This window comes from Mesorhizobium sp. WSM3866 (assembly GCF_002294795.1).
Taxonomy (GTDB): Bacteria; Pseudomonadota; Alphaproteobacteria; order Rhizobiales; family Rhizobiaceae; genus Mesorhizobium.
This window is the reverse complement of record NZ_NSGC01000007.1, coordinates 184,937-201,670: the sequence shown is the minus strand read 5'-3', so window position 1 is coordinate 201,670 and position 16,734 is coordinate 184,937. Positions and strand designations below refer to the sequence as shown.

17 protein-coding genes and 1 pseudogene are annotated in these 16,734 nt (G+C 61.5%); 9 read left to right on the top strand and 9 right to left on the bottom strand.

Translation table 11 applies throughout. The features are described from left to right. Positions 1 to 83: 83 nt before the first annotated feature. Complete coding sequence (locus CK222_RS17770; RefSeq protein ID WP_245433073.1) at positions 84 to 2,039, bottom strand: HWE histidine kinase domain-containing protein; 1,956 nt, start codon at positions 2,037 to 2,039, stop codon at positions 84 to 86. Between the two features lie 772 nt (positions 2,040 to 2,811). On the opposite strand from CK222_RS17770, the gene CK222_RS17765 reads away from it, so the two are divergent. Next, on the top strand, positions 2,812 to 3,705 hold the full coding sequence (locus CK222_RS17765) for a lipid kinase (protein WP_067329930.1): 894 nt from the start codon (positions 2,812 to 2,814) through the stop codon (positions 3,703 to 3,705). A 10-nt stretch (positions 3,706 to 3,715) separates the two neighbouring features. Here CK222_RS17765 and CK222_RS17760 read toward each other — a convergent pair whose 3' ends face one another. From CK222_RS17760 to CK222_RS17750, 3 genes are read right to left on the bottom strand one after another with little or no spacing between them, the layout of a single operon-like run. Continuing rightward, entirely contained in the window at positions 3,716 to 3,940 is a 225-nt protein-coding gene (locus CK222_RS17760) for a hypothetical protein (protein ID WP_067329928.1), read from the bottom strand. Between the two features lie 44 nt (positions 3,941 to 3,984). Then, positions 3,985 to 4,500, bottom strand: a complete 516-nt coding sequence (locus tag CK222_RS17755) for a metallophosphoesterase (RefSeq protein WP_067329925.1) — start codon at positions 4,498 to 4,500, stop codon at positions 3,985 to 3,987. A gap of 46 nt (positions 4,501 to 4,546) precedes the next feature. Beyond that, entirely contained in the window at positions 4,547 to 5,011 is a 465-nt protein-coding gene (locus CK222_RS17750) for a hypothetical protein (protein WP_067329922.1), read from the bottom strand. A 101-nt stretch (positions 5,012 to 5,112) separates the two neighbouring features. Here CK222_RS17750 and CK222_RS17745 point away from each other — a divergent pair, with 101 nt between their 5' ends. After that, positions 5,113 to 5,376, top strand: coding sequence for a hypothetical protein (locus CK222_RS17745; protein WP_095801247.1), 264 nt, complete (start codon positions 5,113 to 5,115; stop codon positions 5,374 to 5,376). A 997-nt stretch (positions 5,377 to 6,373) separates the two neighbouring features. Then, positions 6,374 to 6,607, top strand: a complete 234-nt coding sequence (locus CK222_RS17740) for a hypothetical protein (protein ID WP_067329916.1) — start codon at positions 6,374 to 6,376, stop codon at positions 6,605 to 6,607. Between the two features lie 109 nt (positions 6,608 to 6,716). On the opposite strand, the gene CK222_RS17735 is transcribed toward CK222_RS17740, so the two are convergent. Further along, entirely contained in the window at positions 6,717 to 8,150 is a 1,434-nt protein-coding gene (locus CK222_RS17735) for an aldehyde dehydrogenase family protein (protein WP_095801246.1), read from the bottom strand. A gap of 122 nt (positions 8,151 to 8,272) precedes the next feature. Next, complete coding sequence (locus CK222_RS17730) at positions 8,273 to 8,770, bottom strand: GAF domain-containing protein (protein ID WP_067000588.1); 498 nt, start codon at positions 8,768 to 8,770, stop codon at positions 8,273 to 8,275. Positions 8,771 to 8,961: 191 nt separating this feature from the next. Between CK222_RS17730 and CK222_RS17725 the strand changes: the two genes are divergently transcribed. Next, positions 8,962 to 9,858: a GlxA family transcriptional regulator gene (locus CK222_RS17725; protein WP_245433081.1), complete on the top strand. Its 897-nt coding sequence runs from the start codon at positions 8,962 to 8,964 to the stop codon at positions 9,856 to 9,858. Between the two features lie 2 nt (positions 9,859 to 9,860). Here the strand turns inward: CK222_RS17725 and CK222_RS17720 are convergent, their stop codons facing one another. Continuing rightward, on the bottom strand, positions 9,861 to 10,208 hold the full coding sequence (locus CK222_RS17720) for a hypothetical protein (RefSeq protein ID WP_067329908.1): 348 nt from the start codon (positions 10,206 to 10,208) through the stop codon (positions 9,861 to 9,863). A gap of 198 nt (positions 10,209 to 10,406) precedes the next feature. Between CK222_RS17720 and CK222_RS17715 the strand changes: the two genes are divergently transcribed. The 5 genes and pseudogenes from CK222_RS17715 to CK222_RS17700 all read left to right on the top strand — a co-directional run. Continuing rightward, positions 10,407 to 11,702: a Xaa-Pro peptidase family protein gene (locus tag CK222_RS17715; RefSeq protein ID WP_095801245.1), complete on the top strand. Its 1,296-nt coding sequence runs from the start codon at positions 10,407 to 10,409 to the stop codon at positions 11,700 to 11,702. Continuing rightward, positions 11,699 to 12,028 (top strand): hypothetical protein, encoded by a 330-nt coding sequence (locus tag CK222_RS31680; protein ID WP_141247075.1) that lies wholly within the window; start codon positions 11,699 to 11,701, stop codon positions 12,026 to 12,028. The genes CK222_RS17715 and CK222_RS31680 overlap by 4 nt, the downstream gene beginning before the upstream one ends. Then, complete coding sequence (locus CK222_RS17710) at positions 12,025 to 12,702, top strand: isochorismatase family protein (protein ID WP_067329902.1); 678 nt, start codon at positions 12,025 to 12,027, stop codon at positions 12,700 to 12,702. Before CK222_RS31680 ends, CK222_RS17710 begins: the two co-directional genes overlap by 4 nt. A gap of 270 nt (positions 12,703 to 12,972) precedes the next feature. Further along, entirely contained in the window at positions 12,973 to 14,613 is a 1,641-nt protein-coding gene (locus tag CK222_RS17705; RefSeq protein ID WP_095801244.1) for an ABC transporter substrate-binding protein, read from the top strand. 17 nt (positions 14,614 to 14,630) lie between these two features. After that, a pseudogene (locus CK222_RS17700) lies at positions 14,631 to 14,858 on the top strand (hypothetical protein); the annotation flags it as partial. A gap of 45 nt (positions 14,859 to 14,903) precedes the next feature. Here CK222_RS17700 and CK222_RS17695 read toward each other — a convergent pair. Both CK222_RS17695 and CK222_RS17690 read right to left on the bottom strand, forming a co-directional pair. Then, a complete protein-coding gene (locus tag CK222_RS17695) occupies positions 14,904 to 15,686 on the bottom strand; it encodes a hypothetical protein (RefSeq protein WP_095801243.1) in 783 nt (260 codons plus the stop codon). A 254-nt stretch (positions 15,687 to 15,940) separates the two neighbouring features. Continuing rightward, positions 15,941 to 16,717 carry a hypothetical protein gene (locus CK222_RS17690; RefSeq protein WP_095801352.1) on the bottom strand — a complete coding sequence of 259 codons (777 nt, stop codon included), beginning with the start codon at positions 16,715 to 16,717 and terminating at the stop codon, positions 15,941 to 15,943. Positions 16,718 to 16,734: the final 17 nt, after the last annotated feature.

The window sequence follows — 16,734 nt, the reverse complement described above, 5'->3', positions numbered from 1 at the left end:
CAAACTCTCCATTCTTCCTAGGTGGTAGCGCTGAAAGACGTCGCGGGTCTCGTCGCCGTCTGGTGTTTGCGTCGGCACTTACGCTACTTGCTGCGGTCCAATCCCACCTTAAAAATGCAACGCAGCCCGGAGCGATCGTAGACCAGCTCAACCCCGCCCGTTCTTTCGCTGTCGAACACTCGCTGCAGGAGTTGCGTACCAAAGCCGTGTTTGCCAGGCACGACCGGCGGGCCGCCTTCTTCGCACCATTCCAGGACCAGAATTCGGCCTCCATCGACGTATTCCAACCGCCACGAGATCGAGACCGATCCGGTAGGATTGGAGAGCGCCCCATATTTGATGGCGTTCGTGGTAAGTTCATGAATGGCCAGCGCGAAGGAAAGCGCCACGTTCGAGGGCAACCAAACCGGCTCGCCTGTGAGATCGAACCGATCGAGAGAGGCATGCGGGTCGATCGAGGCGGCAATGAGCGTGCTGAGATCGGCACCGCTCCAATTCTCCCGGGTGAGGATATCATGCGCTTGTGCCAGCGAAACCAGCCGGGCCGAAAGCGCCTCCTTTGCGAGCGCGAGGCTGGTTGCGCTGCGCATGGTCTGGCTCGCGATTGCCTGAACTACGGCCAGCGTGTTCTTGACCCGGTGGTTTAGTTCATTGATCAACAGTTGGCGCTGCTCCTCACTCCGTTTGCGCTCGGAGATGTCGAGGCTGATCTGGACAGCGCCTATTACCGAGCCTGCCGCATCGCGGACGGGCCGCGCGCTGGAAAGCAGGTAACGTTGCACCCCGGATGGCAGCGTATAGGCGAATTCCTCACTGTCAGTTTCCTCGCCGCGCATGGCTCTGCTCAGCGGACGGTCTTCCCGGCTGATGGTCTGGCCGTCTTTGTACGCCAGCGTTTCGATCACCAAGTCGGGCGTCCCAAAGGATCTCCGGGACTCCGTCGATAGGCCCATCAGTTCCGCCGCGAACCGGTTGCGGATCACCTGTCGCGCTTGCGGATCATAGGTGAACCAGACCGCCACCGGCGCCGTATCCAGAACGGTTTCCAACTCGCGCGTGCGTTCCGCGATTGCACGGCCGGCTTTGATCATGGCTTGGGCAATCGTGTCGAACTCGGCGACAGACGTCGACATAGGTTTGACCTCGCTCCCTTTGCCGAGCGCATCGGCGCGCGCGGCGAGGTCGACTGTCGCCTTGGTGAAGGTTTTACCGACCACGTAGCCCAGAGTGAGCGAAAAAAGCAGCGCAGTTAGGCCTGTTGCGCCAATCTGTGCGAGAGACCACCAGAGAGGTGCCTGAACATCAGAAAGCGGAACATTGGCGGTGTAGAACCAGTCCGAATAGGGCGATCGATAGTACCCGGCCAGCAGCGTGGTGCCTTCGAAATTGCGAGATCGGAACGTACCGGAGCGGCCGACGACCTTTGCTAAATATTCCGGCAAACCGGGCTTGCCGGTCACCTCACCATGCAACTTGGACCTTGCAACGTAGTTGCCCTCACGATCACCGACAGCGACCGTCCACCCCGCTGGGACCGCGGGCAGCATAGCAAGGCGAATGCGTTCCGTCGGGACCGACATCGAAAGCAGCAACGACTGGCCTTTCGAGCCCGACACTTGTCTGGTGACCGCGATCCGGTATGCGTTCGATCGCGGCGCGGCGAACACGTTGCTGACCAGCACGCCAGCAAGATCCAGGTGCTCGCGCTCCTCGGGCGTCAGCGGTTCGGCCGAAGGCTCGGAGCCCTTGGCGGATTGAGTGCTTGCCAAGGCGCGGCCACCGAGATCACGCAGCGTGATTACCTGATCCGTACCCTGGACGAGGCGGCTCGCCTCGTTGCTAAAAGCCTGCAGATCATCATTGGCGAGAGCAGGCGACTTGGAGAGCCCTTCCAGAAGGGTCTTGAGATTGACGAGTTCGCCATCAACGACCAGCGACACCTGACGAGCAATCCAAAGCGCCTCCTGCTCGATACGAGACTGCTCATGCAGGGCGTAGGCAACGAACAGATAGGCAGCAAACAGCCAGACCGGCAACACGGCCGCTGCGATTAGTCCAAGCAGATGGGCTCGTACCGATCGACGAGGCAAATCTGTTTCCCTGTCTTCCCCAATACTGCAAGCTTAGCCGCAAGCTGGCGAACGACAAGCTTAGATTAACACTGCTGAACATGGCCAAGCTCGAAGGCCGCTTGGCGCCAGACAATGCGGCTAAGCGAAAATCACTGAGTTGCAAAGAGTCCCGCCCGAGGGGTGGACAGAGGAGCCACGAGGGAACCAGAGCTTGGTTTTGCCGTCATTTCCGGCTCGGCGGGCCAGCGTATCTCGTCGCCTTTCATTCGAGGGACGAAAAGGTGACGGACAACGATCTCGCTGAGGGGGCCAGCTTCGATGCGGAAGAGACAGGCACCGACGGGTGTCCACGGGCAGCGAAGGTCTCGACGATACCGGAATGACGTGATTGCGATTCCCGAGCCCATGATCGGGCTGGAGCTGGAGCAAGCGCTTAAAGAAGCGAGTCGGCCGCCAAACCTTCCAAGGACAAACTTCACTAGCCAAAGAGGCTCTCTCGCTCCTCGGGAGTACTACTGCAGAAAGCGGATCGCTTCAGCCCGCCTTCTCAAGAAAGCGCTTCGCCATAGCCAATGTGGACCTTTTGGCCGCGAATGATCCGACGCCGCAGGCGCGCTTGTCGCTTAGAAACCGCGCGCCATAGGCGGGCAGGCGTGATGTTTCGCGTCGGTTTGCGGTCGAAATCCGGAAGCAGCCACCCTATTTGCGTTGAGCCATGATCAGTCGGACCGATCTTTGAATGAGCGAAGCAGCCAAAAGGCGCGCGTTGCTGCTCCTCAATCCCAAGGCTCGGCGCGGCCAGGAGATGCTCGCGCCAATTGTGGAGCGGCTGGGGCGAGGTCGGCTTTCCGTCACTGTTGAGATGTTCGAGGCGTTGCCTGAAATCGCTCGAGACATCGTTCGCTTACGCCATATGGCCGATCTTGTGGTCGTGTGCGGTGGTGATGGTTCGGTGTCCTCGGCGGCGACGGCGATCATGGAAAGCGGCCTGCCGATGGGCATCATTCCTATGGGGACGGCGAATGACCTTGCTCGTACGCTCAACATTCCGATGGATCTCCTGCAGGCCGCCGATGTGATCGCGCGAGGCCGAACCCGACTGATCGATGTCGGGACGGTCAACGGTCATGCCTTTTTCAATGTCGCAAGTATCGGACTCAGCACCGAACTGGCGCAGGGTCTTGACCCCGCACTGAAGAAGCGCTTCGGCAGGCTGGGCTATGCGCTGGCGGCGATGAAAGTGTTGACCCGGGCCGCGCGGTTTCACGCGAAGATTACCGAGAAAGGCGCGGCGATCGAGGTGGAAACCTACCAGATCGCGGTTGGAAACGGTCGGCACTACGGCGGCGGCAACGTCGTGGAAGAAACGGCCGAGATCGATGACGGACATCTCGATCTCTATAGCTTGGAAATGACGAACCTCTGGAAGCTGGCGCTGATGCTCCGCTCTTTCCGTTCTGGAACGCATGGCGCATGGCGTGAGGTGCGCACGGCCAGGTGCGTCGAGTTCGACATCGAGACGCGGAAGGCGATGCCGGTCAACACCGATGGCGAGATCGTCACGTCGACACCGGCCCATTTCAAGGTTCACCCAAAGGCGATCTCGGTCTTCGCGCCGGATCGCGCCGTGTGAGCGCCCCGTCTTACGGTTTGATCAGTTTCCAGTGCCTCGCCTTGCGCTCGATCAGCGGCAGAGCACGAATGTGCTCGCCGTTGAGGAGAGAAGGTCGAAAGCGACGAAGGCGAGCCTGGGCGTTCCAGGTCATGCGCGAATGGATGGCATGGAAGTTCGGCCGTCCGTCGGGATCCCGCGTGATCATCTCGCCGTCGATGATGAAGGACTCGGGTGTTCGGTTAGCGCGGTCCAAAAGAACGGCCGCCCCTGATGCTCTCGCTGGCCGGCTGACCTACTTTAAGCTAGCGAAGCTTGCGCCCGGGCACCGCCTTTTTGGATCAATGCTGGAAGCGGGACCGGCCGAAAGTTCCAAGCATCTACGCCAACGTCGTACTGGCGTGGAAGCGGCTTAAGCTTCCCATGCGAGTGACCGTGCAAATTGATCGACTTCTTGCCCATCTGATTCCAGGTGCGGAACGGATAGTGGCACAGGATGAGAAGCACCCCATTGAACCTGAGTTCCGCGTAATGCTGAATACTGGCCCATCCGTCGGCGGCGGTCGTTTCGTCCGGGTCATTGTTGCCGATGATCAGGTTCTTGCGCCCATTGAGGCGCGACAGAAGTGCCTCCCCGCCTGCTTTGCCGTGGCGCGCGAAGTCGCCAAGATGCCAGACCTCGTCGTCAGGCGTGACGGTCTCGTTCCAGAAAGAGATCAGCGCTTCGTCATGTTCGGCAAGCGATGCGAAAGGCCGCCGGTCAATCCGCAGGATGCGGGCATCATTGAAATGCGTGTCGCTCGTAAAAAATAGCATCAGGGCATGCCGGCAATGCAGATCGAAACCCACCCTGGGCCTAAGGCTAGCAGCCTTCGGCCCTTAGGGATCTTACCATTCGCACAATGATCCGATCATAAGGCGTTTTCTCCGATCTGCTGTAGTTGATCGTGAAAAGCGCGGCGCGGTCATCACAGACCCTGATGGCGCGAACATATCGGATCTCGCCGTTGTTGATCCCTGAATAGCTGGCCCAGGTCGAGGTCAGGCGCCGGTACGTCAACTTCCAGCCGGCCTTTTCGTCTTCCAGCATGCGATGCTCGATCTCGGCCCGAAAGCTGGCTCTTCCAAGTCTGGCGCCCCACACGGCAAGAAACGCGTCTTGTTCGCCTTGGAATGCAGCACCCTGATCCGAATGCTGGGTGAGGACGAAACCAGGCGGAACATCGAATGTGAAGCCCAGTTGCCGGACCCCAAACGGCTGCCACTCCTGGGCCTGAAGAGAGGCGGTGCAAAAAAGAAAAGTAAATATACTGAACGCAACCCGCATCGGCTTGATTTAGCGCCGCTTCATAGGGCGTCCAGATCAGTTGGGGGCCCCCCGGCCCACCATCTGGTGATCTATCGCAGAGCTGCAGCGGCGTTCGGGCCATGATCTCGACGGACAAGCCTGGCTTGGCGCAAGTGTGTCGCCGGACTTTGCGGGAAGCTGCCGTGGACCCGCAACCGTCGATGCGGCACACCAAGCTAACTCGAAGCCTGAACCGGCCGCCGTTCAGGCCCGAGCGGAAAAACTGGGGCGCAGGTCTGCTTCAGGAAAAGCTGGGCGTATACGTCCCGTTCTTCGACTGTGATACCTTGCTCGCGAGTCAATTGCTTGAAGGCTTCTCGCAACTGATCGAGGTCGAACGCTGAAATGTGTTTGGAGGTAGTCATTGCGCACCTGGGTGATGTTCCACTCATTTCTTGGCAGCTCGCGAGAGGCCTTGCGAAGGCTTGGCTTCCTGTCGGGTTCGCTTGCGCTGCTGTCTCCCAACGCGACGGCAATAGCCGACGCCACGTCGCACCGAACTGCGTTCAGCGAGGCTTGTTCCGCTGAACGGCTTGTCTTCTTTCTAATATTAGCAAAGTCTTTATGAAGGTCCCGCCGGCCCATGACTCGTTAACCATGGCAAAGGGCTTGAGCATTGGGCGACGAAGTGCATCGATGCAATCATCATTCAGGATGACGGCCGGGCCGGTCTGTCGACCCCATCACCATCCCTACTCGATCCCAACGCCCCCCGAAAACAAGGCCAAAGACATGGTGGATCTTATCTGGGAGCTGGCAGCGTTTGCTGGTGATAGGGAACGGGTAGACCAGCGGACTATTAACTCCGCCGGTCCTGGTTCGAATCCAGATTTGCAGCTAGAACTTCGTGTGAGAATTCAATTGCTTGGGATATGTCGTTTGCCGGCATCGCTGTCCGCGAGCTTCCCATACGACGATATATTAGCGAATTAACGAATCGTAGACCGCGCTGTCCTATTCTGGGACAGCGCGGACACTACCCATCGGCCGCGCAGGCGGCTCCGGCTTTCAGGCAACCCTACCCCTGGCCGGAGCCGCCACCTTTTACATACCAGCAAGGGTTGAATCAACCCTTACCAAGCATCCTTACTGGTGCATTTTGCCGATCGTTAGATTTTGAAATGTCGAGGATGTTAGCCGTACCGCGCGGGGATGATCTGCCTCCGCCGCATCCGATAGCATCCGGGAATCCGCCCCAAAGGCTTCGCCGATCATATTAGCGATCAACGATGTATTAACGACTAAGGCGCAGCCTTGCCGGATCGGGGACGAGAACCGCCCCCTGATCGACGATCCGGCGCTTTATGTGCCGAGACGTTCGACCGATGCGGAGCCAAACGCATGAGTGTCGAAACAGCGCTGGCGCAGCTGTTGCGCATGCTTCACCGTCGAGCCTTGAACCTGGCGGCGTTGCCGGACGATGAAAGACTTGCTCATTACGACCTCATCCGCCGCTCGTGCTGCGGAGCAGCCGAGCAAATCGGCCAGAGCCCCGACAATGCCGCCATCACGGCAAACAGCGTGGTCGAATTCACCCGCGCCATGGTGGGCATCATCGAGGCAAGGCGCGGGTAAGAAGGCGGCGAGGAAGAGCTGATCGGCTGTCGCGGCAAGCGGCTCATGGCAAATGGCGAAGCCGAGATCGCGCCCTTTCCCTATCTGCCTGCGCCGGCCTCTGCTCCGCCTACTCCGCCGCCGCGTATCCCGCGATGCCCTTGATCTCCAGAAAATCCTCGAGACCGTATTCGGCATATTCGCGGCCGTTGCCGGACTGCTTGTAGCCGCCGAAGGGCAGGCCGGCGTCCCACGTCGGATAGTTGATATAGACGTTGCCGGAGCGCATGCGGGCCGCGGCCTGGCGCGCCTTCTCGATGTCCTTGGCCTGGATGTAGGAGGCGAGGCCGAAGACGGTGTCGTTGGCCAGCTCGATCGCCTGCTCGACCGTGTCGTAAGGCATGATCGACAGCACCGGCCCGAAGATTTCTTCGCGCGCGATGCGCATGTCGTGCGTCACGTTGGCGAAGACGGTCGGGCGGACATAGTAGCCGCGGTTGAGCTCGGCCGGACGGCCGGGGCCGCCAGCGATCAGGGTCGCGCCTTCGTCGATGCCGCTCTGGATCAGGTCTTGAATCTTGTCGAACTGCAGCTGGCTTACCACCGGGCCGAGCTTCGTTCCCGGCGCGTCGGCCGGCCCGACGGTGAGTTTCTCCGCCGCCGTCCTGGCATAGCCGGCGGCCTCGTCATGCCGGTCGCGCGGCACGAACATGCGGGTCGGCGCGTTGCAGGACTGGCCGCTATTGCCAAAGCAGCCGGCCACGCCCTTGGTCACCGCCCTTTGCAGATCGACGTCGGGGAACAGGATGTTGGCGGATTTACCGCCGAGCTCCTGATGCACACGCTTCACCGTGTCGGCGGCCGCCTTGGCGACGAGGATGCCGGCCCGCGTCGAGCCGGTGAAGGACATCATGTCGACATCCGGATGGCTGGCCAAAGCCTGCCCGACAGTTGGGCCATCGCCGTTGACCAGGTTGAAGACGCCCTTCGGCACACCGGCCTCGTCCATGATCTCTGCGAAGATGATGGCGTCGAGCGGCGCGATCTCCGACGGCTTCAGCACCATGGTGCAGCCGGCGGCGAGCGCCGGGCCGACCTTGCAGGTGATCTGGTTGAGCGGCCAGTTCCAGGGCGTGATCAGGCCGACGACGCCGATCGGCTCCTTGACGATCAGCGAGGAGCCTTTGACATGGCGAAACTGGAAGGTCTTCAGCACCTCGGCCATCTTCTCCAGATGCGCCTGGCCGACGCCGACCTGGCTGTCCAGCGCCATCTGGCGCGGCGCGCCCATCTCGCGCGAGACGGCGAGCGCAAGGTCCTTGCTGCGCTTCTTGTAGACCTCGATGACGCGGTTGAGGATGTCGAGGCGCTCCTCGACTTCACTGAAGCCGAAAGTAGCGAAGGCGCGCCTGGCGGCAGCGACCGCCTTGTCGACATCGGCCTTGGTGCCCAGCGAGATCTGCGCGAAGGCGTCTTCGTTCGACGGATCGATGACGTCGAAATTGTTCGGCACCACCGGATCGACCCACACGCCTTCGATATAGAACTGCAGATTGTGCGACATATCTTCTCCCTTCGGCGCGCTTGGCGAGCGTCATATTCCGCCAGAGATAACGACGCGCGTATGGCAACGCAAGACAGGGTCGTTGAGCCAGCGGCGGAGCCGTACCGCAGTCCGCTAAGAGTTCAGTCCTCAAAGGAACTGGCGGCCACATAGATCGCGGCAAGCTTCTCGATGCCGGCCTGGTCTTCCTTGTCGAAGCGGCCTGGCAGCGGGCTGTCGAGATCGAGCACGCCGAAGATGCCTTCGTCGTCGCGCAAGAGCACGACCAGTTCCGAGCGCGAGTCGGCATCGCAGGCGATGTGGCCGGGAAAATCGTGCACGTCCTTGATCAGCATCGACATATCGAGATCGACCGCCGTGCCGCAGACGCCCTTGCCGACCGCTATGCGCACGCAGGCCGGCTTGCCCTGGAAGGGGCCGAGCACCAGCTCTTCGTCGGATTGAAGGAAATAGAAACCCGCCCAGTTGAGGTCGGGCACCATCTGGTAGATGAGCGCCGAGGTGTTGGCGGCGTTGGCGATCGAGTCTCGCTCGCCTTCCAGCAGCGCTTTCAATTGCCTGGCCAGCTCATCGTAGAAGGCCGGCTTGTTGCTCGTGTCGAGGGCCGTTGCCGCAAACATCCTGGTCGTTTCTCCGTTGCTAAGGCGCTGAAGCGCCCGCTACAGTTTGGCCTTATCTGCCACCAATGCTGCGCGCGGGAAATACACAAGTCGTGAGCGCCATTCTCGCCAACCGAAAACGCGACCGCGCGCAGCCGGAGGCAGGCGAGACCCCGCTCACCTTTGCGGTGCTGGTCTTTCCCGGCTTTCCGATGATGGCGTTTTCTTCTGTCATCGAGCCGCTGCGCGGCGCCAACATTCTTGCGAAGCGCGACTGCTACCGATGGGTGATCGTCGGCGCGGATCAGGGCACGGTCGAAGCCTCCAACGGCGTCGTCATCCAGCCCGGCTTCTCGGCCGCCAACGCACCGAAGGTCGATCGCATCGTCGTCTGCTCGGGCGGCGATGCCGACCATGTCGTGGCCGACGAGGCGATGAGCTGGATCCGCAAAAGCCTGCGCGGTGGCGCGCATATCGGCGCGGTGGCGGATGCGGCGTTCTTCCTCGCCCGCGCCGGCCTGCTCGACGGCCATGCCTGCACCTTGCACTGGACCAGCCAGGCCGCTTTCACCGAGGCGTTTCCCGACATCGAGCTCAGGCGCGATCTCTTCGTCATCGACCGCAAGCGTTTTACCTCGGCCGGCGGCGTCGGCAGCCTCGACATGATGCTGGAGATCATCACGCGCGACTACGGCGCAGAGCTTGCCGCTGGTGTCGCGGAATGGTTCGTGCACTCTCCCCTGCGGTCGAGCGTCGACCGCAAGCTGATGCCGCTGCGCCTGCGCACCGGGGTGCAGAACGAGCTGGTGCTGTCGGCGATCGCCATCATGGAGGACGCGGTCGAGGAACGGCTCGGCATGGCGGAGCTGGCTGAGCGGCTTGGGGTCTCGCCCGACAAGCTCGAGCGCAATTTCCGCGCCGAGCTGGATATCTCGCCGAACGGCTATTACCGGCGGCTCAGGCTGAAGCGCGCCGCCGATCTGCTGGCGCATTCGACGCTGATGGTGCGCGATGTTGCGCTGGCCTGCGGTTTTGCTTCGATGTCGAGTTTCGCGCGGGCTTTCAAGGAGGAGCATGGGCAGGCGCCGAAGGCGATGCGGCGGCGGTAGGATCAGAGTTCAACGTCCGGTTTGCCAGTTTCCGACCGGACTTTGACAGGCGGCGATTTCTCGGCGGCGACGTTGGGCCTTGCCTCTTCATAGGTCGCCGCGACATCCCAGATCACCCCTTGGCGATTGGAAGAAGGCGGAAGGTCCAATGTCGGGAATGCTTTGTTGATTTTGTTGATAGCCCAAACCAATCCGACGATAATGCCGAAATATGCCGCCAGACATGCGAGCATGGTTGTGTTGCCAAAATCGTCGGCCAGCCAATGCAGAATCGGCTGAATATAGGCCAGAAGGCAGAAGCTGAAAAAAAGCAGGATGTATAAGGGGCCAAGCGCTATTCGATAATCCACGGTGTGGTCCGCAATACCAGATTATTCAGCGACTTTACCACAAAGTCTCAAAGCTGATGAGGCATCGAGCAGAATTTTAGCGGTTGCAGTTCCACACGGCCAGCGGCATCCGGCACAGCATGAGCGGCTTTCCGCACAATACCTTCTCCCCTCCTGCGCCATGGTCGGCATTTACAACCTACTCAAGGCCAGGCACCCATGAGCATCGTCGTTTTCGATCCCGACAGCACCGAGGATGTGGACTTCAAGGACCGCATGCGCCATCCGGCCGCGGCCGATCCCGCCGGCGGCATGTGGCTCTCCGACACCGAGCCGTCCTTCATCGACGCTGACGCTCTGCGCAAGGGGCGGCTCGCCAAACTGCGCGCCTGGATGCGCGAGGCGGGCTATGGCGGCGTCGTGCTGTTCGACCCCTATAACCAGCGCTACGCCACCGGCTCGCGCAACATGTTCGGCTATTTCCTGCGCAATTCGACCCGCTACTTCTTCATCCCGACCGATGGGCCAATCGTGCTGTTCGAATATCCGCAGAGCTACCATGTCTCGATGGTGCTCGACACGATCGACGAGGCGCGTCCTTCCAAGCTCGTCTGGTCCTCCGTCTCCGGTCGCGACGACGAGACGGCGGGGCCGTTCGCCGACGAGATCACCGAGCTTCTGAAGAGGCATGGCGGCGGCTCGATGAAGCTCGGCCTCGACCGCTGCAGCCATCTGCAGGCGGTGGCTCTGGAAAAGCGCGGCTGCGAGGTGAAGGACTGCCAGGGCGAGATTCTTGCCGTGCGCGCGGTGAAAACGCCGGAGGAGGTGAGATGCCTGCAGGCTTCCATGGCCGGAGCCGAAGCCGCGGTGGCCGCCGTGCGCGAGGCGATCAAGCCCGGCGTTTCCGAAAACGAGCTCTTCGCCATTATGTATCACGAGGTGATCCGCCAGGGCGGCGAGTTCATCGAGACCCGGCTGCTGACTTCAGGACAGCGCACCAATCCGTGGTTCAACGAGGCGAGCGGCCGCAAGATCAGGCCGGGCGAGCTGGTCGCGCTCGATACCGACACCATCGGCTGCTACGGCTATTATTCCGACTTCTCACGCACCTTCCGCTGCGGCCCGGGCAAGCCGACGCCCTACCAGAAATCGCTCTACCGCATGGCGCACGACCAGGTGCAGCACAACATTTCCATCGTGAAACCCGGCATGGCCTTCCGCGAGATCGCCGAGAGGGCCTGGAAAATCCCGGACCGCTTCGTCGACCAGCGCTATACCTCGGTCATGCACGGCGTCGGCATGCATGGCGAGACGCCCTTCATCGCCCACGCGATGGATTACGAGACGTACGGCCGCGACGGCATGATCGTGCCGGGCATGGTGGTGAGCGTCGAAAGCTATATCGGCGAGAAAGGCGGCCGCGAGGGCGTCAAGCTGGAGGACGAGATTCTCATTACCGAAACGGGGACCGAGCTGCTTTCGCGGTTTCCTTATGAGGATGAGTTTCTGGAATGAGCGGTTTGACGCCGATACGCTGTGTTGGCGCCGCCCATACGTTGTCGCAGGCGTTCGAGATTGGCCGCAGCACTCATGTCGTCGTCATCCTCGGGCGAAGCAAGGTGCGAAGCGACGCGGCGCAGACCCTAGGATCCATTCCGTTACGTCCGAGCGCCGCAACGGTGCAGAATTCTGTTGGGCCGCACTCTTCGGTCAAGGTAACGGAATGGATTCCAGGGTCTTCGCGACGCCGCTTCGCGGCTGCTTCGCGCTGGAATGACGAAGCTGATACGCTGCGGCACATTCCGACGCGCCGCCGCACCCCTTTGAGAGCATCCGCATGAAATCCCCCATTTCCATCCGGCGCGGCACGGTGGCCGCGGTGTTCATCGATCTCCAGGAGGAGCATCGCAAGGACAAACGCTATCTGGTCGAGGGCTTTGCCGACATCCTCGCCAACGTCGAACGCCTGCAGGAGGCGGCGCGGCGCAATTTCGTGCCGCTCTATCATTGGGCCTATATCGTCGACCTCGCCGAGGCGCGGCCGTTCCATCCGCTCGACGAGAGCGGCAAGTCGGCCTTCTCCGACAAGGACGATCCGCTGACGGCGATCTGCCATGAAGTGGCGCCGCAAAACGGCGAAGCCACTCTGGTCAAGCAGGAAGCCAGCGTCTTCGGCAAGAACGATTTTGGCGACAAGCTCGAAGCAGCCGGCATCGAATGGCTGGTGATTGCCGGCGTGTGGACCGAAGCCTGCATCGACGCCACGGTGAAGGACGCGGTGGCGCACGGTTTTCGCGTGCTCTTGGTCAAGGATGCCTGCGGCAGCGGCAGCAGCGCCATGCACCAGACCGGCATCCTCAACCTCGCCAACCGCCTCTATGGCGGCGCCGTGACCAACACGCTCGACGCTTGCCGGCTGATGGCAGGCGACACGGTGAGCGTGTGGCAGGTCGAGGGATCGGTGCCGCTGCGCTTCACCTTCGAGAATGCGGCGCAACTTTACGCAGAGCTCTGACCGCGAAGACCGGAGACCCAGCCGCCCGGCAAGGCGCAGCAATTATGCGCGTCAGCCAACTTTAGCCTGCGGAACAGCGCACAAGAATTGCGGAAAACCAAACATTTCGTCGCGGAAAGCGGACCTATGATCCCCTCGCAGGCAACGGCGCCCAGCGGCCGTATCCGCCTCCGCGCCTGACGGCAGGGGGGCGCCCCTGGGTTTCGTGCAGGTCGTTGCCGCCAAAAGCCGCCGCGCGGGCGACCTGCACCAACAATAGAGGGAACGACAATGAAATTCATGCTGACCGACAGAAAACTGCACCCGCGGGCAAAGCCGACCGCGGGTGATTTCAAGAAGGGCGCGATCAGCCGGCGCGAGTATCTGGCGCTTATGGCCGGCTTGGGCGTCAGCGCCGCCGGCGCGCTGGCGCTGGGCGGCCTTACTCCCTCGCCCGCTCGGGCCGAGGAGCCGAAGCGCGGCGGGGTCCTGCGCGTCGCCATGAACGTGAAGGGCTTCAAGGATCCGCGCACTTTCGATGGCGTCGAGATGTCGAATGTGGCGCGCCATTGCAACGAATATCTGGTGCGCTGGAAAACCGACTTCACCTTCGAGCCCTGGCTGCTCGAAAACTGGGAGACCAGCGACGACGCCAAGACGATCACGCTTCACGTGCGCAAAGGCATCACCTGGTCGAACGGCGACACTTTCAACGCCGACGACGTGATCCACAACCTCAACCGCTGGTGCGATGCCTCGGTCGCCGGCAATTCGGTCGCCGCGCGCATGGGCGCGCTGGTCAACGCCGACACCAAGAAGCCGGTCGACGGCGGCATCCAGAAAGTCGACGACTACACCGTCAAGCTCAACCTGCCAAAGCCCGACATCTCGCTGATCGCCGGCATGGCCGACTATCCGGCGCTGATCATGCACCGCTCCTATGAAGGCGATGCCGATCCGAAGAAGGCTTTGGCCATCACCACCGGCCCGTGCGAGCTGGTGAGTTGGGACGCCGAGACCGGTGCGGAGGTGAAGCGCAAGGACAAGCCTTGGTGGAAGGGCGAGTTCTATCTCGACGGCATCAAGTGGGTCGACTACGGCTCCGATCCCAACGCCATGCTGTCGGCCTTCGAATCCGGCGAGATCGACACCGACCACGAGACCGCCTCGGACGCCGTGTCGCAGACCGAGCAGATGGGACTCGAAAATTCTGAGATCGCGACCGGCTCGACCATCGTCGCGCGCTTCAATGTCGGCAACGCGCCCTATGACGACGTCAAGGTGCGCCGTGCCGCCCAGCTTGCCGTCGACAATGCGGCCGTGCTGAAGCTCGGCCTCGACGGCAGGGGCAAGCCCGCCGATAACCACCATGTCGGACCGATGCATCCCGAATTCGCCGATATCGGCCCTGCCAAGCGCGATGTCGACGCGGCGAAGAAGCTGTTGGCCGAATCCGGCAAGGCCGAGCACGAATACGAGCTGATCTCGGTCGACATCGAATGGCAAAAGAGCACCGCCGACGCGATCGCCGCCCAGATCCGCGAGGCCGGCCTCAAGATCAAGCGCACCGTGCTGCCGGCCGCCACCTTCTGGAACGACTGGAGCAAGTTCCCCTACTCCTGCACCGAATGGCTCGGCCGTCCGCTCGGCGTCCAGGTGCTGGCGCTGGCCTATAAATCGGGCGCGGCCTGGAACGAAAGCGCTTATTCGAACAAGGAGTTCGACGAGCTTCTCGATAAAGCACTTGCGACCCCGGATGCCGCCCAGCGCAAGGAGATCATGGCCAAGATCGAGCAGAATTTGCGCGACTCCGGCATCATCATCCAGCCCTACTGGCGCTCGGTCTACCGCACCTACCGCAAGGGCGTGCATGGCTGCGAGCAGCACCAGGCGCTCGAGCAGCATTTCGAGACGGTTTGGCTCGAGTCCTGATTCCTCCCAGGACCGATCGCGACGATCTGGGCCTCAGCGGCGCCGTGCAGCGCTGCGCCCAGCATCCGGACAATGTCTGGGCGCTGGACGGGCTGGTCGAATGCCTGAAGGGGCGCCGCGAGAGCGAGGAGCTGCCGGGCTTGCAGGCGAAACTTGCTTTGGCGCTGACCAAGGCGGACGTGCCGATCACATCGTCATGCCTCTGCCGCACGAGCGTGCAGGCAGACCACTGCTGTTGTCGTTGAGACAGCGGGCGGCCGCCCTCAAAGTGGAAGGCGGCCAGGCCGTTGCTAAGAGAAGATTTTCGCCAATTCGTCGACGCTGGTGCCTTCCTTGACTTGGCGCAGTTCGACATAGCTGACCGCGGTGGCAACGGAGAGCACCATCGAGACGACGGCCTGCACCACGGCGGCGCCCAGTTCGGCGAGGATCCCGCCGAAGAGAAGCAGCACCACCAGGATCCCCCACTGGATGACCATCGCGATGATGACCAGGACGAGGAAGAGGCCGAACAGCGACCAGCGATTGCCTTTGGTCAGCGCTCGGCTGCGCGACATCGAGCCGAATACGCCCAACTGCTCCTGGATGAGAACGGGAACCGACATCGACCAGCCGAGCCACAGGATGATGCCGGGAACGATCAGCGCGATCATAGCAAGCGCAGAGCCGATGCCGACGAGCAGGCCGATCGCAAGCGTCGGCAACAGGAAGCGGATGGCAATCTGCACGCTGTCGCCGAACGATGGCCGCCTTCCGTTCAGATCCTCGATTGTTGCCCGCACCAGCGACGACTGGAGCAGCAGCGTGAAGACGAAGGAAATCAATCCCGCGAGGATGCTGAGATAGGAGTTGCGCAGCACCGCGTTCGGATCCGCCATGGCACTCGGATCGCCATTCATCACCGCTTCCATCTGCGGTTGGGTCCATAACCTGATGAGCAGCGTCGGCAGGCCGGCAAACAAAAGCCCAAGCCCGACGCAGAGTCCTATGTTGCGCGTGATGACGGCAAAAGTGCTGTTAAACACCCTGCCGATTTCGAATCTGCCTGGTCGTCCCAATGTCGCAGTGGTCATGATAGCTTTCCCCCGAGCCGCTGCCGAATCCAATTCGGCAACTTCAAAGTAAATCTGCCAAGAACGGCGGGCCCCGTCCAGTGGACTTGCAATTGTTTCGGGTATTCCCGGTGTCAGCCAGAACCGCCGACTGCAGCAAAAGCTCACGGTCGCGCTCTGATTTGAGGCCAGGAAGGCGATTTTGCAGGACAGGCAGGCTCTCAGCGGGGGCTGCCGCTCACCAGCACTTCGGCCGGCCTCGCCAGCATCCCAGACTACGAGAATATCTCCGCCAGTTCATCGACGCCGGTGCCTTCCTTGACCTGGCGCAGTTCGACATAGCTGACGGCGGCTGCGACGGAACCCACCATCGAGCCGATGCTCTGGACCATGGCGGCCACGACGGCGGCGACGATGCCATGGAATAGATAAACGACCACTCCGGTTATGGATTGCATCAGAAGCCCCATGATGACCAGGATCACGAAAAGGCCAAACAGAGCCCAGCGGCTGCCTTTGGTCAGGGCGCGGCTGCGCGACATCGAGCCGAAAACGCCCAAGCGCTCCTGAATGAGCACCGGTATTGCCACCGACCAGCCGAGCCCGAGGATAATCCCAGGCACCAGCAAGGCAATCGAGGCCGCGCCAACGCCGAGCGCTACAAGCAGACCTATGGCGACCGTGGGCAACAGGAAGCGGATCGCTGTTGCGATGGAATCGCCGAAAGTCGGCTTCTTGCCGTTCATGTCCTCGATCGCCACCCGGACGAGGCTCGACTGCAACAGAACCGCAAGAACGAGATAGAGTATTACAATGACCGCAATTCCAACGATGAAGCCGAGCTTGTGGTTCGTGATAGCCGCGGCGAAATTCGCCGGATTTCCAGGATGGGGATTTAGACGCACGAGCTGGGTGACCAGTTGCGGTAGTCCTGAAAACAGCGCCGCAAGACCAACGCAGAGTACAATATTACGACCGATCACGGAGAAAGTGTTGTTGAACACTCGGCCGATCTGATACTTCTCCTGCCGTACCAACGCGGCTGAAGTCATGACGCCCTCCCCTGCTT

What these genes read in the sequence shown, in the direction of transcription:
- CK222_RS31680 (WP_141247075.1), top strand. Translation starts at nt 11,699, where the DNA reads ATGAGCGGTTTGACGCCGATACGCTGTGTTGGCGCCGCCCATACGTTG.
- CK222_RS17755 (WP_067329925.1), bottom strand. Translation starts at nt 4,500, where the DNA reads ATGCTATTTTTTACGAGCGACACGCATTTCAATGATGCCCGCATCCTG.
- CK222_RS17740 (WP_067329916.1), top strand. Translation starts at nt 6,374, where the DNA reads ATGAGTGTCGAAACAGCGCTGGCGCAGCTGTTGCGCATGCTTCACCGT.
- CK222_RS17730 (WP_067000588.1), bottom strand. Translation starts at nt 8,770, where the DNA reads ATGTTTGCGGCAACGGCCCTCGACACGAGCAACAAGCCGGCCTTCTAC.
- CK222_RS17705 (WP_095801244.1), top strand. Translation starts at nt 12,973, where the DNA reads ATGAAATTCATGCTGACCGACAGAAAACTGCACCCGCGGGCAAAGCCG.
- CK222_RS17735 (WP_095801246.1), bottom strand. Translation starts at nt 8,150, where the DNA reads ATGTCGCACAATCTGCAGTTCTATATCGAAGGCGTGTGGGTCGATCCG.
- CK222_RS17750 (WP_067329922.1), bottom strand. Translation starts at nt 5,011, where the DNA reads ATGCGGGTTGCGTTCAGTATATTTACTTTTCTTTTTTGCACCGCCTCT.
- CK222_RS17725 (WP_245433081.1), top strand. Translation starts at nt 8,962, where the DNA reads ATGATGGCGTTTTCTTCTGTCATCGAGCCGCTGCGCGGCGCCAACATT.
- CK222_RS17765 (WP_067329930.1), top strand. Translation starts at nt 2,812, where the DNA reads ATGAGCGAAGCAGCCAAAAGGCGCGCGTTGCTGCTCCTCAATCCCAAG.
- CK222_RS17745 (WP_095801247.1), top strand. Translation starts at nt 5,113, where the DNA reads ATGATCTCGACGGACAAGCCTGGCTTGGCGCAAGTGTGTCGCCGGACT.
- CK222_RS17695 (WP_095801243.1), bottom strand. Translation starts at nt 15,686, where the DNA reads ATGACCACTGCGACATTGGGACGACCAGGCAGATTCGAAATCGGCAGG.
- CK222_RS17690 (WP_095801352.1), bottom strand. Translation starts at nt 16,717, where the DNA reads ATGACTTCAGCCGCGTTGGTACGGCAGGAGAAGTATCAGATCGGCCGA.
- CK222_RS17710 (WP_067329902.1), top strand. Translation starts at nt 12,025, where the DNA reads ATGAAATCCCCCATTTCCATCCGGCGCGGCACGGTGGCCGCGGTGTTC.
- CK222_RS17715 (WP_095801245.1), top strand. Translation starts at nt 10,407, where the DNA reads ATGAGCATCGTCGTTTTCGATCCCGACAGCACCGAGGATGTGGACTTC.